We start from the raw sequence: 13,665 nt of genomic DNA on the forward strand, positions 1-13,665 counted from the left end.
ACCACCCCCCATGCGGAAGGGAGTTCGACCATGGCCGAGAACATGGAGCAGCAGAACGTCGGCGAGAGCGGCGAGGAGGGCCCGGAGGTCGAGGCGCACGTGGCCAACATCCTGGACCTCCAGTCGATGAAGGTCCTGAGCGAGGCCTCCGACGGCAACTGCTTCAGCCTGATCAGCTACGTCGCCGGCGCCGAGACCTCCGCCTGACCGGAGTCCGCACGCCGGGCCGGGCACGGGGGCGGACGCACCGCCGCCCCCGGCCGCCGGCCGCCGAAGGCCTCCGGGGCGGTCCCGCCGGGACGGGACCGCCCCGGCCCGATCCGCACCCCCGCGGGTGCCCCCGCCCGACCACGGAGGACGGCCATGGAGCCCACCCCGCTCGCCCGCAACCGGGACTTCCGGCTGCTCTGGGCCGGCGGCCTGCTGGCCTCGCTCGGCTCCCAACTCGCCTCGATCGCCCTGCCGTTGCTGGTCCTGCGGGAGACCGGATCGGCCGCCCGGGCGGGCGCCGTCGGCACCGTCTCGGTCGGCGCGCTGCTGCTCACCATGCTGCCCGGCGGGGTGCTCGCCGACCGGATCGAGCGGCGCCGGCTGATGCGGATCTGCGACGCCCTCGGTCTGCTCGCGGTCGGCGCCCTGGTCGTCGCCGTACTGCATGGGCACACCCCGCTGCCGCTGGTCCTGCTGGTCGCCGCCGCCGGGGCGCTGATCACCGGCGTCTACGGGCCCGCCGCGGGCGGGCTGCTGCGCGCGGTGGTGCCCGCCGGGCAGGCCCGCGAGGCCTCCTCCCGGATGCAGGCGCGCGGCGCGGCCGCCCGGCTGATCGGACCGCTCGGCGGCGGGGCGCTGTTCGCCTGGCACCCGGTGCTGCCGTTCCTCGCCGAGGGCGTCGGACTGCTGCTGTCCACCGTCTGCGTGGCGCTGATGCGGACCCGCTCGCTGCCCGCCGCGAGGAACGGGCCGGTGCTCGGCCGGGCCGAGCTGACCGCCGGACTGGCCTTCATCTGGCACCGGCCCTATCTGCGCACCCTGCTGCTGATCTTCGGCCTCGGGATGAACTTCGCGTTCAGCGCGCTGATGTTCGCCACCCTGGCCGTCGCCTCCGACGGCGGCCGCTCCGGCGTCGGAGGCGGCACGGTCGTCTCCTGCACCGCGGCCGGCGCCCTGGCCGGCGCGCTGCTGGCTCCCCGGCTCGGTGCCCGGGTCCGGGACGGCAGCCTGGTCGCGCTCGCCTGCTGGGCCTGCGCGCTCACCGCCGGGGTCCTGGTGCTCACCCGGGTGCCGCTGCTGATCGGACTGCTCTGCGCGGCCTGCATGTGCCTGTCCACCGTCGCCAGCATCGGCTTCGTCTCCGGCATGCTGATCGCCGCGCCGCCCGACCGGATCGGCCGGGTGCAGAGCGCGGCCGGCTTCCTGTCCACCCTGGTCCAGCCGTTCGGCCCGCTGGCCGCCGGCACCCTGCTCGGCTCGCTCGGCGGCACCCTGACCTTCGCCCTGCTGGCCCTCGCCATCGCGCTCTGCGCGGCCGCGGTCACCTGGGCGCCGCCGGTCCGGCGCGGACCGCGGCCGCGCCCGGCCGTCTGAACACCGCCCGCTCCCGGAAGACTTCGGAACAGGAGGCCCCATGGCCGGCGCCCACGAGACCCAGCTGTACTGCCTCGCCGATCCGATGTACTACGACACCCCCGGGCGGCTGCGGGACGGGGCGAACCGCTACCCGCCGGCCCTCGGCGAGCCGCCCGCGGGCTGGCGGCGGGAGCAGCGCGGGCTGTGGACGGTGCTGCGGCCCGAGGTCCCGTCGGCCGACTCCCGGCTGCCCGAGCAGGGCTGGAAGCTGCACGTGTCGGCGGTGCGGGAGAGCGCCGAGCGGACGCTGGACGCCGTCACCCGGATCTGCCTCGACCGCCGGGTCGCGTTCAAGTTCCTGCGCGGCCCGGCGGCGCTGGCGGTGACGAACGGCAAGTTCGCGGGGCGCGGCAGCAGCGGCAAGTTCATCACCGTCTACCCGGCCACGGAGGGCGAGTTCCTCACCCTGGCCGAGGAGTTGGCACGGGCGCTGGACGGCTTCCCCGGGCCGTACGTGCTCACCGACCTGCGGATCGGCGACGCCCCGGTGTTCGCGCGCTACGGCGCCTTCGTCGAACTGTGGTGCCAGGACGCGGCCGGGCGGGTCGTCCCGGCCCTGCGCGACCCGTCCGGCGCGCTCGTGCCCGACCCCCGCGAGCCGGCGTTCCGGCTGCCCGGGTGGGTCGAGCCGCCGGCCGCGCTGCGCCCGCACCTGGCCGCCCGGGCGGCGGCCCGCGGGCACCTGCCGTACCGGATCGTCGAGGTGCTCCGGTTCTCCAACGCCGGCGGGATCTACCTCGCCGAGCGGCACGGCACGGGAGAGCGGGTGGTGCTGCGCGAAGCCCGCCCGCACACCGGGCTGGACGGCGCCGGGGCGGACGCCCTGACCCGGCTGCGGCGCGAGCAGTGGGCGCTGGAGCGGCTGGCCGGGCTGGCGTGCGTGCCGCGGCTGCACGAGGTGCGCACGGTGTGGGAGCACACCTTCCTGGTGCAGGAGCACGTCGAGGGCGTCCAGTTGTTCACCGAGGCGATCCGGCGCTACCCGCTGGTGCACCAGAACTGCACACCGGAGCAGCGCGCCAGGTACGCGCGGTGGGTGGGCGGGGTGGTGGCGGGGTTGGAGCAGGCGCTCGCCGCCCTGCACGGGCGGGGCGTGCGGTTCGGGGACCTCCACCCGTCCAACGTGGTGCTCCGGCCGGACGGGTCGGTGGTGCTGGTGGACTTCGAGTACGCGGCCGGGCTGGACGACCAGCGGGTGCCGGTGGCCGGCGCGGCCGGACAGCACGTCCCGCCCGGACTGACCGGCGCCGAGGCCGACCGCTGGCTGCTCTGGGCCACCTGGCTGATGCTGCTGATGCCGGTGCTGGAACTGGCCGACCTCGACCCGGGCAAGCTCCCGGCGCTGGAGCGGCGGGCGCGCGAGTGGTTCGGACTCGGGGAGGAGGAGGGGCCGGTGCGCCCTGGAGCGGTGGCCCTGGTGGAGTCGGCGAGCGAGCGGCGCGGGCGGGAGCTGCTGGCCGGGCCCTCGCTGGACCCGGTGCGCCGGGAGCTGGTCGCGGGCCTGCACGCGGGCGCCACCCCGGACCGGCCGGACCGGCTCTTCCCCGGGGACGTGGCCGGGTTCGCCGACGGCGGTACGGGCGTGTCGCACGGCGCGGCGGGGGTGCTGTACGCGCTGCACCGCGCCGGCGCCGACTGGCCGCAGGAGTACGCGGACTGGCTGGTCGCCGCGGTGCGCCGGCGGGCCGACCGCCCCGGCACCGGCGGACTGTACGACGGGCCGCTCGGCACCGCGCTGGTGCTGGCCCGGATCGGCCGGACGGAGGAGGCGGAGGAACTGCTCGGGCGCGCCCGCACCGCCCGCCCGGCCCGGGAGGCGGGCCTGTTCGGCGGCCGGGCCGGTGCGGCGCTCGCCCGGCTGCGGCTGGCGCGGGCGCTGGACCGCCCCCGGGAGCTGGCCCACGCGCTCGACGACGCGCGGGAGTTGGCCGCCGTGCTGCGCGGCGAGCCGGTGCCCGGACTGGACGAGCCGGCGGCCGCCGGACTGCTGTACGGGCTGGCGGGGATCGCGTTGCTCCAGCTGCGGCTGTACCGGCGGACCGGCGAGCGGTGGCTGCTCGACTCCGGGCGGACCGCGCTGGAACGGGCCGTGGCCGGGTGCGTCCGGGTGCCCGACGGGTCGGTGCAGGTGCTGGAGGCCGGGCGCCGGCTGGCCTACCTGGACCGGGGCAGCAGCGGGATCGCGCTGGTGGTGCGGGAGTTCCTGGAGCACGCGGAGCTGCCGGGCGGGGAGACCTTCCTGGCGGACGTGCGCAAGGTCTGCGCGCCCGGGTTCATCCGGGAGCCGGGCCTGTTCCGCGGGCGGGTCGGGCTGACGCTGGCGCTGGACCGGCTGGGCGGGGCGCCCGCGCGGGAGGCCGTGCTCGGGCAGGTGCGCAAGCTCCAGTGGCACCTGGTGGCCCGGCCGGAGGGGCTGCTGGTGCCGGGGATGAGGCTGCGGCGCTTCTCCGCCGATCTGCACACGGGCGCGGCGGGGGTGCTGCTGGCGCTGAGCGGGCTGGAGGAGGGGCCCGGGGAGCGGCGGGCGGACGTGCTGGACCTGCTGACCCTGGGGTGAGCGAACCGCGCGGCCGTCAGGTCGGCGCCGGTGCCCCACGGGCGCGGCCGTCAGGTCAGTGCCGGCGCCCGCACGGCCTCCACCGCGCGTTCGCGGGCGTGCAGGTGGGTGAGCCGCGGCAGGGCGTACAGGGCGGCGTGGGCGGTGACCTCACCGGTGGGGGAGGTCACCGCCCCGGTGTCGGTGAGCGCCTCCAGGGTGCGCAGGGCGAGCCGCTCGGGCCGGCCGAGGGCGGCGGCGGCCTCGGGGAGGGTGAAGAGCAGGGCGAGCGGCAGGGCGGCGAGCCGGGCCAGGGCGAGCCGTCCCCGGTCGGTGAGGTCGCGCCAGCCGGAGTCCAGCCGGGCGCGGACGGTGACGTCCCCGGCTACCAGTTCGTCCAGGGCGCCCGCCGGGTCCTCCAGCCGGGCCGCGTACTCGGCGAGCGGGAGGTGGCGCAGCACGGCCAGCCGGGTGCCCGCGACCCGGACGGCGAGCGGCAGCAGCCCGCAGGCGGCCACGATCCGGGCGGCTGCGGCGCGGTCGGCGCCGGTCCGGCCGGTGCCGACGATCCGGCCGAGCAGGTCCAGGGCCTCGGTGGGGGCGAGCGGCGGGACGGCGACGCGGCGCACCGAGGCGAGGCCGGCCAGCTGGCTGCGGGAGGTGACCAGTACGGCGCTCGGGCCGAAGCCCGGCAGCAGCTCGCGGACCACGGCCTCGCCCGGGGCGTCGTCCAGGATCAGCAGCAGCCGGCGCCCGGCGAGCGAGGCGCGCCATAGGGCGGCCGCCCGGGCCGTGTCGCCGGGGCCGGGCTCGGGGGCGTGGTCGGGGCCTTGGTCGGGGGCGAGTCGAACAGTCCCGACGGGTGCGACGGGTGCGACGGGTGCGGCGCCCGGGCGGCCGGTGAGGACGGCGAGTTCGGCGAGCACCTCGGGCAGCGGGCGGGCGGTGCCGTCCTCGGCGCGCAGCCGGACCAGCACCCGGCCGTCCGGGAAGCGGTCGGCGAGCAGGTGGCCGGCGTGCACGGCGAGCGCGGTCTTGCCGCAGCCGGCCGGGCCGGAGAGCACCGCGACGCGCCCGCGGCCCTCGCCCAACTCGTCGACGAGATTGCGTAGTTCGTCGGTTCTTCCGGTGAAGTCGGCGGTGTCGGCGGGCAGCAGCGCGACGCCGTTCGGCCCGGCGCCGCGCTCCGGGCGGGTGTCGGCGGGCAGGGAGCGGCCGCGGGCGAGCAGCTCCCGGTAGCGGGCGGTCAGCGCGGGGCTCGGCTCCAGCCCCAACTCCCGGGCGAGCAGCTGGCGGTGGGTGTCGTAGACGGCGAGCGCCTCGGCCTGGCGGCCGGACAGGTGCAGGGCGTTCATCCGGGCGGCCTGGAGGCGCTCGCGCAGCGGGTGGCGCTCGGCGAGCTCGGTGAGGTCCTCGGCGACGGCCCCGGGGTTGCCGAGCTCCAACTCGGTCTCCGCCCAGTCCTCGTGGACGCCCAGGCAGCGGGCCTCCAGCCGGTCCGCCTCCGCCTCGACGGCCGGCGAACGGCGCAGGTCGGCGAGCGGCGGGCCCTGCCAGAGGTCGAGGGCCTGGCGCAGCAGCCGGGCGGCGGGGGCGAGCGCTCCGCCGTCGGCGGCGGCCCGGCCGGCCCGGGCCAGGGCGCGGAACCGCAGCAGGTCCAACTCGGGCTCGGCGACCCGCAGCAGGTAGCCGGCGGCCGAGTGCACCAGCCGGTCGGGCCCGTCCCCGCGGCCGAGCAGGGTGCGCAGGGTGCAGATGTAGACCTGGAGGTTCTTCCGGGCGGTGCGCGGCGGCTCCTCGGGCCACACCGCGTCGGTGAGCAGGTCGACCGGGACGGCGGTGTTGGCGCGGCTCAGCAGGACGGCGAGCACCAGCCGCTGCTTCAGCGGCCCGAGGGCCAGCGGGCGGCCGTCGGCCTCCCCGGTGAGCGGGCCGAGGACGGCGAAGCGCAGCCGGGCGGGGGTGGCGGGCTGGGCCAGGGGCATCGGCGTACCTCCGGGGCGTGGGCGTGGGCGTGGGCGTGCGCGTGGGTGTGGGCTTGGGCGTGCGCTTGGGCGTTCGCGGCAACGGTGTGGCAGGTGGCAGGTGGCGGGGCTGCCGGCGGCGGGGCGGCCGTGGTGCGGGTGCGGGTGCGGGTGCGGTGGTGCGGTGTGGGCGCAGGCTACTTGACGGCCGATCGGCGCTGAAGGCCGCGGAACCGGCCGGGTCCGCTCCCCCCGGGCCCATGGCCGGGGCCCCGCGGCGGGGCGTCGACGGTGGGGTCCGTACGGCTGCGCGGTCGCCGTTCCGGCAGGTCGGCCGGGGTGGCGCGGCCCGGTCGGGCCGGGTGGACGGGCGGCCCGCGGGGCGCCGCCGGGCGGGCGTACGGGACGGTGGGGAAGGGCGCGTTCCGGCGGTTCTCGACCGGGGCTCCGCGCCGCGGTGAGCGCGGCCCGAGCGGGCGGCGATCCGGGCACGCGGCCACCCGACGGCCGGTCAGGAGGCACGGGACGCGCGGCCGGGAGGCGCCGGGCGGGCGGCCGGGAGGTCCCGGGTGCGCGGTCGGGAGGTCCCGGTCGGGGCCCGGGAACTCGGGCCCAGCGGCCCCGGGCGGGCGGGCCGAAGGGCCCTGGGGCGCGGAGGGCGCCTGTTCGGATCATGGAGCGCCATCCATTCGCACGACGTTCCGAAGGAGTGCGTCCTTGAGCGCCACCCAGGCACAGGGCGACCCCACCTCACCGCCAACGGCCCTCCCAGCAGGGACGGCCAGGGCCAGGAGGCCCGGTTCGGCCCTGGTCAGACTGCTGACCACCACCGACCACAAGACGATCGGCACCATGTACCTGGTGTCGTCGTTCGCGTTCTTCCTGATCGGCGGCATCCTCGCCCTGGTCATGCGCGCCGAACTCGCCCGGCCCGGAACGCAGATCCTCTCCAACGAGCAGTTCAACCAGGCCTTCACCATGCACGGCTCGGTGATGCTGCTGCTGTTCGCCATGCCGCTGTTCACCGGCTTCGCCAACTGGATCATGCCGCTCCAGATCGGCGCGCCGGACGTCGCCTTCCCGCGCCTGAACATGCTGTCCTACTGGCTGTTCATGTTCGGCTCGCTGATCGCCGCGGCCGGCTTCGCGACCCCGGGGGGCGCCGCCGACTTCGGCTGGTTCCTCTACGCGCCGCTGTCCGACGCGATCCACTCGCCCGGCGTCGGCGCCGACATGTGGATCATGGGCGTGACGCTGTCCGGCTTCGGCAGCATCTTCGGCGCCGTCAACTTCATCACCACCATCATCTGCATGCGCGCTCCGGGCATGACCATGTTCCGGATGTCCATCTTCTGCTGGAACGTGCTGCTCACCTCGGTGCTGGTGCTGCTGGTCTTCCCGGTGCTGGCCGCCGCGCTGCTGGCGCTGGAGTGCGACCGCAAGTTCGGCTCCCACGTCTTCGACCCGGCCAACGGCGGGGCGATGCTCTGGCAACACCTGTTCTGGTTCTTCGGGCATCCCGAGGTGTACATCCTGGCGCTGCCGTTCTTCGGGATCGTCTCCGAGGTCATCCCGGTGTTCAGCCGCAAGCCGATGTTCGGCTACTCCGGCCTGATCGCCGCGACGGTGGCCATCGCGGGCCTGTCGGTGACGGTGTGGGCGCACCACATGTACGTCACCGGGCAGGTGCTGCTGCCGTTCTTCTCGTTCATGACCTTCCTGATCGCCGTCCCGACCGGGGTGAAGTTCTTCAACTGGGTCGGCACCATGTGGCGGGGCTCGCTGAGTTTCGAGACACCGATGCTCTGGACGGTCGGCTTCCTGGTCACCTTCCTGTTCGGCGGCCTGACCGGCGTGCTGCTCGCGGCCCCGCCGATCGACTTCCACGTCTCCGACTCGTACTTCGTGGTCGCCCACTTCCACTACACGCTGTTCGGCACCGTGGTCTACGCGATGTTCGCCGGCTTCCACTTCTGGTGGCCGAAGATGACCGGCAAGAAGCTCGACGAGCGGCTCGGCCGGATCACCTTCTGGACCCTGACGGTCGGCTTCCACGCGACCTTCCTGGTCCAGCACTGGCTGGGCGCCGAGGGCATGCCGCGCCGGTACGCGGACTACCTGGACTCGGACGGCTTCACCACCCTGAACACCTTCTCCACCATCGGCTCGTTCCTGCTCGGCCTGTCGATCCTGCCGTTCCTCTACAACATCTGGAAGACCGCCAAGTACGGCGAGAAGGTCACCGAGGACGACCCGTGGGGCTGGGGCCGCTCGCTGGAGTGGGCCACCTCCTGCCCGCCGCCGCGGCACAACTTCGTCAAGCTGCCGCGGATCCGCTCCGAATCCCCGGCCTTCGACCTCCACCACCCGGACATCGCGGCCATGGACGTCCTGGCGCACAGCGGCAAGCCCGCCACGCACCTGGGCGACGTGGAGCCGACGAAGTACGACCGGCCGCTGAGCCGGGCGGACCGGGCGGCCGCCGCCGTCGCGGTCAAGGCCCCGCCCTCCGAGGCCGCCGCGTCCACCGATTCACCCTCCTCGGGCGGCTGAGCCCGCCCCTCGAACGCCGTCCCCGCCCGCGTCGCTGCCCCCGGGCGGGCGGGGACGGCCCACTTCTCCCCTTCTCCCCTCCCCACCCCTTCGTGACCAGGAAGGCCGGGTCGTGAACCACACCGTTCTCGCCATCGGCACCGCCGCCCTCACCGCGAGCGGCTGTGTCTGGTACCTGCCCGCCATCGCCGACCTCCAGGCCGGCGCCGACCGGCCCCGCTCCACCCGTACGGCCGCCGCGGCCTGCGTGCTGTGGTGGGCCGGGCTCGCGCTCGCGGGCGGGCTGCTGCTCGTCGTGCCGGACTGGCGGCCCGCCGCACAGATCGCGCTCGCCGGACTGGTCGGCGGCACGGCGCTGCGGCTGCGGGCCCTGTGGGACCGCCGCCGGGAGGTGAAGGAGACCGCGGCCCGCTGGGCCGCCCTGGACGTGGGCCCCGCCCCGCGCTCCCACCGGCCGCCGGCCCTGGCCCTGGCCGGGTGGCTGGTGGTCGGCGCGGCCGTCGCCTCGCTCGGGGCGGTCGCCATCCTGGTGTCCGGCGGCGGCGAGGTCGTGCCCCGGGTGGTGCTCGCGGCGGCCAGCGGCGCGGGCATCGCGCTCGCCTTCCTGCTGATGGGGCTCGGGAACGTACGGCGGCAGGGGCGCTGAGGACGCTTCCGCCGGCGCGCCTCCCGAGCGGCCCGGCGGACCCTGAAGAGACCTGAAGAGAACCGCAGGACCGGCCCCGGTCCGGCCCGGGCCGTGTGGCCCGGCCGGAATGGGGCCGTTGGGCCCTGGGTCCGCGGCCGGGTCCGGGGGATGATGCCCTGGGCCCCGCTGGGAGTGTGCGGGGGTGCGACGAAGGTGGAGCCGCGTGATGGCGACCAAGACGGAGGGTGCCGGGGCCCCGGCGCCGGTCCGGGTGTTCCTGCTGGACGACCACGAGGTGGTGCGCCGCGGGGTGCACGACCTGCTGGACTGCGAGCCGGACCTGGAAGTGGTCGGGGAGGCGGCGACGGCCGAGCAGGCGCTCGTCCGGGTGCCCGCGCTGCGGCCCGACGTGGCCGTGCTGGACGTCCGGCTGGGCGACGGTGACGGCGTCTCGGTCTGCCGTGAGCTGCGCTCGCGGATGCCCGGGCTGGCCTGCCTGATGCTGACCTCCTTCGACGACGAGGAGGCGCTGCTGGACGCCGTGATGGCGGGCGCCGCCGGGTACGTGCTCAAGCAGATCAGCGGGACCGACCTGGTCGCCGCCGTCCGCACCGTCGCCTCCGGCCGTTCGATGCTCGACCCCGGCGCCGCGACCCGCCTCCTGAACCGCCTGCGCAGCGACGCCGAGCCCGCCCAGCCGGTCACCACCGGACCGGGCCTGACCGCGCGCGAGCAGGAGGTCCTCGAACTCATCGGCGAGGGCCTGACCAACCGGCAGATCGGCGAGCGGCTCTACCTCGCCGAGAAGACCGTCAAGAACCACGTGTCGCGGCTGCTCGCCAAGCTCGGCGTCGAGCGGCGGGTGCAGGCCGCCCTGATCGCCACCGAGCTGCGCCAGGCCTCCGCGGCCGCGCAGCCCTCCGTGCTGCGCACCGGCCGGGGCTGAGTCCGGCCGTTCGGCACTGTCTGTGCCCGTTCGGTGCGGTGCAGTGCCGTTCGGGGCCGAACGGTCCTTCGGTCCCGGGCCTGGGACCCGGGGCCGACGGCCCGCCGGGCGGGGCTCTCGCCGGGCCCGGCCGGGACCATCGGCCCTCGCGGCCCGGCCCGGGCCCGGGCGAGCATCGCTCGCATGAACCGCGACCACGTCCCGTCCCCCCGGCCCGTCCCGTACGACCCGCCCGGTCCGGCAGCTCTGCCCGGTCCGGCAGCTCTGCCCGCCCCGGCCGCCCCGGCCGTCGCGTACGACGGCCCCGCTCCGCTCGACCGGCCCGTTCCGTCCGGCCGACCTGTTCCGCAGGACCGGCCCGACCTGCCGGAACTGCGCGAACTCGACCGGAAGCGGTCGCTGGAGCTGCTGGCCCGTGCCGACGTCGGCCGGGTGGTCTACACCGTCGACGCCCTCCCGGCCGTCCTGCCGGTGCCGTTCCGGCTGGCCCCCGGCGGTGTGCTGCTCTCGGCACCGGCCGGCTCCGAACTGGCCCGGGCGGTGGACGGCGCGGTGATCGCCTTCGAGGCCGACGAGGTGGACGGCCGGGACGGCTCCGGCTGGTTCGTCACGGTCCTCGGCCGCGCGCAGGTCCGCCCGGTGGCCAGGACGGCCGATCCGGGCGGCACGGTCCGCATCCGCATCCGCCCGGAACTGGTCATCGGCCGGTGCCTGGCCTGAGCCGGCGGCCCCGAGGCGTCCTCACGGCCCCAGCAACGCCAGGGCGGTGCGCAGGAGTTCGGCGTCCGCCGCGGCGTCCGCGGTGCCGGCCAGGCCGGAGCGGAAGAGCGAGGCGCCCTCGATCAGCATGACGAACACCTGGGCGCGGGCTTGCCGTTCCTCCTCCGTCAGGGTCGGTTGGCGTTCGGCGAGGAAGCAGGCGACCAGCTCCCGGTAGCGGTCGTAGAAGGCCCGGACGGTGGCGGCCACCGAAGGGTCGCGGGCGGCCAGCGCCCACAGCTCGGCGAACAGGCGGACCAGGCGCACGTCCTGCTGCTCGGCGAGCAGTTCGCGGAGCAGGGCGTCCTCGTCGCGGCCCGGGTCGAGCAGCGGGGCGAGCCGCTCCACCGAGCGGGCGAGGACGCGCTCCAGCACGGCGGCCACCAGCTCGGCGTGGGTCGGGAAGTAGTGCTGGAGGTGGCCGAGGCGGACGCCCGCGGCGGCGGCCACCGCCCGCATGGACAGTTCGGTGCCGCCCGCGGTGACGAGCAACTCCTCCGCGGTGTCGAGCAGTTGCTCCCGCCGCTGGGCGCCCTTGCCGCTCAGGCCCCGGACGCTGCTCATGCCGCCGCCGCCGCCGTGCCGCGCCGCCCGTCGGCCCCGGTGGCCGTGACGGTGACGGTGACGCCCAGGGCCGCCAGGTCCTCCAGGACCTGCCCGGGGCGCGGGGTCTGCTCGGGGAAGGCCACCCCGGCGGGCGGCGGGGCGCCGTCCGTGCCGAGCGCCCGGCGCAGCGCCAGCAGGGCGCCGACGGCGGTGAGCCGGGCCTGGCCGCCCCGGTCCTCGACGGTGGCGGTGAGGGCGCGTCCGCCGGAGGCGACGTCGGTGCGCAGCAGGGCGGTGCCGCCCTCGCCGGGGGAGTGGAGCAGGGCGCGGCGGGCCGGCTCCCAGCGGTCGCCGCGGCCCCAGCGGAAGAAGCCGGCGTGCCGGGCCGCGAGCAGGGCGGTGGTGGAGGAGCGGGAGCTGAAGCCGATCCGGGTGGCGGCGGTGGTGGCGCCCAGCGTGAGCGGGAGGGTGAACTGCTCGGGGGTGTCGATCCCGGCGACCAGGGTCGGGGTGTCGCCGATGCGGACGGTCCGCGGGCGGCTGAGCGGGGCGACGGAGTGGCGTCGGCCGTCCTCGATCACCTCGTAGTCGAGTCCCAGGCGGTCCATGAACTCCACCGAGTCGGCGCCGGCCCGGTCCGCGAGGTCCCAGCGGATGGCGGTCTCGATCCGCTCGGCCCCGCCCAGCCGGTCCGCCAGGGCGGCGGCGACCAGGCTGGTCACCCCGCCCATCCAGGCCGAGGAGAGCAGCACCGGGGCGGTCGGGCGCAGCAGGGCGGCGAGCGTGGCCGCGCGCTGGAGCCGGGCGGTCCAGCGGGTGACGTCCACGTACGGGACGCCCGCGCGGACGGCGGCCCGCAGCACCCGGTCGTCCGGGTCGTTGACCACCCCGACCACGGCCCGTACGGCGGCGGTGAACGGCTCGGGGTCGGCGAGGTCCCAGCGGCGGACGGTGGTGTCGTCCAGTTCGGCGGCGAGGGCGGCGCCGCGCTGCTCGGAGCGGCCGGTGAGCAGCAACGGCCAGGTGGGGGAGGCGAGTCGGGCGAGTTCGGCGCCGACGGTGCCGTAGCCGCCGACCAGCAGGACGGGGCCGTCGGGGTTGTGGCTGAGGCGGTCCGAGGGGAAGGTGGGGTGCGGGGAGAGACCTGAGACGGATGTGGGGCTCATGGAGACAAATATAGGTCGCCCGACCTAAAATTTTCGTCATGACGTACTCCGATTCCCCCGAACAGACCTTTGACCTGCGTACCTTCGACAGCGGCCACGGCCGCCTCGCCTACCTCGACGCCGGTACCGGCGAACCCCTGGTGCTGCTGCACGGCGGCCTGCTGGACCGCCGGAGCTGGGCCGACCAACTCCCCGCCCTGCTGCCCGAATACCGGGTGATCGCCCCGGACACCCGCGGCCACGGCGCCTCCGACAACGCCGGCCGGCCCTTCCGCCCCGCCGACGACCTGGCGGACCTGCTGCGCCACCTCGGCCTGGGCCCGGTGACCGTGATCGGGCTCTCCATGGGCGGGACGATCGCCCTCGACCTCGCCCTCGAACACCCCGAACTGGTCCGCGCGCTGGTGATCAGCGGCAACGGCACCAGCGAATCCGAGTTCACCGACCCGTGGCTCGGCGAACTCGCCGCCCACCAGACCGCCGCGCTCGCCGAGGGCGACGCCGAGGCCTGGCTCGACTCCTTCACCAGCCTCGCCTCCGGGCCGCACCGCCGCCTGGACGAGGTCGATCCGGAGGTGGTGCGCCGGCTCAAGGAGATGACCCGGAGCACCGTCGCCAAGCACACCCCCGACGAGCCCCAGTACCTGGTGCCGGTGACCGACACCTGGAAGCGGCTCACCGGGATCACCGTCCCGCTGCTGGCGATCAACGGCGGCATCGACTCGGTGGACCACATCAACCTGGCCGAACGGGTCGTGCGCACCGTCGTCGAAGGCCGCGCGGTGATCGTCGAGGGCACCGGGCACTACCCCAACATGGAACGGCCGGAGGAGTTCAACAGCCACCTCCTCGGCTTCCTGCGCACCCTGCCCACCCTGCCCACCCTGCCCACCCTGCGCGGCTGACGGCTGACGGCTGACGGCTGACGGCTGACGGCTGAC

General features: G+C 76.1%; 11 protein-coding genes. 8 read left to right on the forward strand and 3 right to left on the reverse strand.

Going from position 1 to position 13,665, the window contains the following annotated elements; genetic code table 11:
• The 3 genes from ACFVHV_RS19000 to lanKC all read left to right on the forward strand — a co-directional run.
• On the forward strand, window positions 1–207 hold a 207-nt coding region (locus ACFVHV_RS19000), incomplete at its 5' end, for a hypothetical protein (RefSeq protein WP_380352256.1).
• Window positions 208–363: 156 nt separating this feature from the next.
• Window positions 364–1,584, forward strand: coding sequence for an MFS transporter (locus ACFVHV_RS19005; protein WP_380352258.1), 1,221 nt, complete (start codon window positions 364–366; stop codon window positions 1,582–1,584).
• Between the two features lie 40 nt (window positions 1,585–1,624).
• Window positions 1,625–4,183, forward strand: a complete 2,559-nt coding sequence (gene lanKC / locus ACFVHV_RS19010; RefSeq protein ID WP_380352260.1) for a class III lanthionine synthetase LanKC — start codon at window positions 1,625–1,627, stop codon at window positions 4,181–4,183.
• A 50-nt stretch (window positions 4,184–4,233) separates the two neighbouring features.
• On the opposite strand, the gene ACFVHV_RS19015 is transcribed toward lanKC, so the two are convergent.
• On the reverse strand, window positions 4,234–6,147 hold the full coding sequence (locus tag ACFVHV_RS19015) for a BTAD domain-containing putative transcriptional regulator (protein ID WP_380352262.1): 1,914 nt from the start codon (window positions 6,145–6,147) through the stop codon (window positions 4,234–4,236).
• A gap of 696 nt (window positions 6,148–6,843) precedes the next feature.
• On the opposite strand from ACFVHV_RS19015, the gene ctaD reads away from it, so the two are divergent.
• The 4 genes from ctaD (at window position 6,844) to ACFVHV_RS19035 (ending at window position 10,973) form a co-directional block, all read left to right on the forward strand.
• Entirely contained in the window at window positions 6,844–8,679 is a 1,836-nt protein-coding gene (gene ctaD, locus ACFVHV_RS19020; protein WP_380352263.1) for a cytochrome c oxidase subunit I, read from the forward strand.
• A gap of 112 nt (window positions 8,680–8,791) precedes the next feature.
• Entirely contained in the window at window positions 8,792–9,325 is a 534-nt protein-coding gene (locus ACFVHV_RS19025; RefSeq protein WP_359900911.1) for a hypothetical protein, read from the forward strand.
• Window positions 9,326–9,533: 208 nt separating this feature from the next.
• Entirely contained in the window at window positions 9,534–10,253 is a 720-nt protein-coding gene (locus tag ACFVHV_RS19030) for a response regulator transcription factor (RefSeq protein WP_359900914.1), read from the forward strand.
• Window positions 10,254–10,436: 183 nt separating this feature from the next.
• On the forward strand, window positions 10,437–10,973 hold the full coding sequence (locus ACFVHV_RS19035; RefSeq protein ID WP_380352265.1) for a pyridoxamine 5'-phosphate oxidase family protein: 537 nt from the start codon (window positions 10,437–10,439) through the stop codon (window positions 10,971–10,973).
• A gap of 21 nt (window positions 10,974–10,994) precedes the next feature.
• Here the strand turns inward: ACFVHV_RS19035 and ACFVHV_RS19040 are convergent, their stop codons facing one another.
• Both ACFVHV_RS19040 and ACFVHV_RS19045 read right to left on the reverse strand, forming a co-directional pair.
• Window positions 10,995–11,576, reverse strand: coding sequence for a TetR/AcrR family transcriptional regulator (locus tag ACFVHV_RS19040; protein ID WP_380352267.1), 582 nt, complete (start codon window positions 11,574–11,576; stop codon window positions 10,995–10,997).
• Window positions 11,573–12,724, reverse strand: coding sequence for a saccharopine dehydrogenase (locus ACFVHV_RS19045; protein WP_380352269.1), 1,152 nt, complete (start codon window positions 12,722–12,724; stop codon window positions 11,573–11,575). The genes ACFVHV_RS19040 and ACFVHV_RS19045 overlap by 4 nt, the downstream gene beginning before the upstream one ends.
• Window positions 12,725–12,762: 38 nt before the next feature.
• On the opposite strand from ACFVHV_RS19045, the gene ACFVHV_RS19050 reads away from it, so the two are divergent.
• Complete coding sequence (locus ACFVHV_RS19050) at window positions 12,763–13,629, forward strand: alpha/beta fold hydrolase (RefSeq protein ID WP_380352270.1); 867 nt, start codon at window positions 12,763–12,765, stop codon at window positions 13,627–13,629.
• Window positions 13,630–13,665: the final 36 nt, after the last annotated feature.

The organism is Kitasatospora sp. NPDC127116, from assembly GCF_042677365.1.
Lineage (GTDB): Bacteria > Actinomycetota > Actinomycetes > Streptomycetales > Streptomycetaceae > Kitasatospora > Kitasatospora lactacystinica.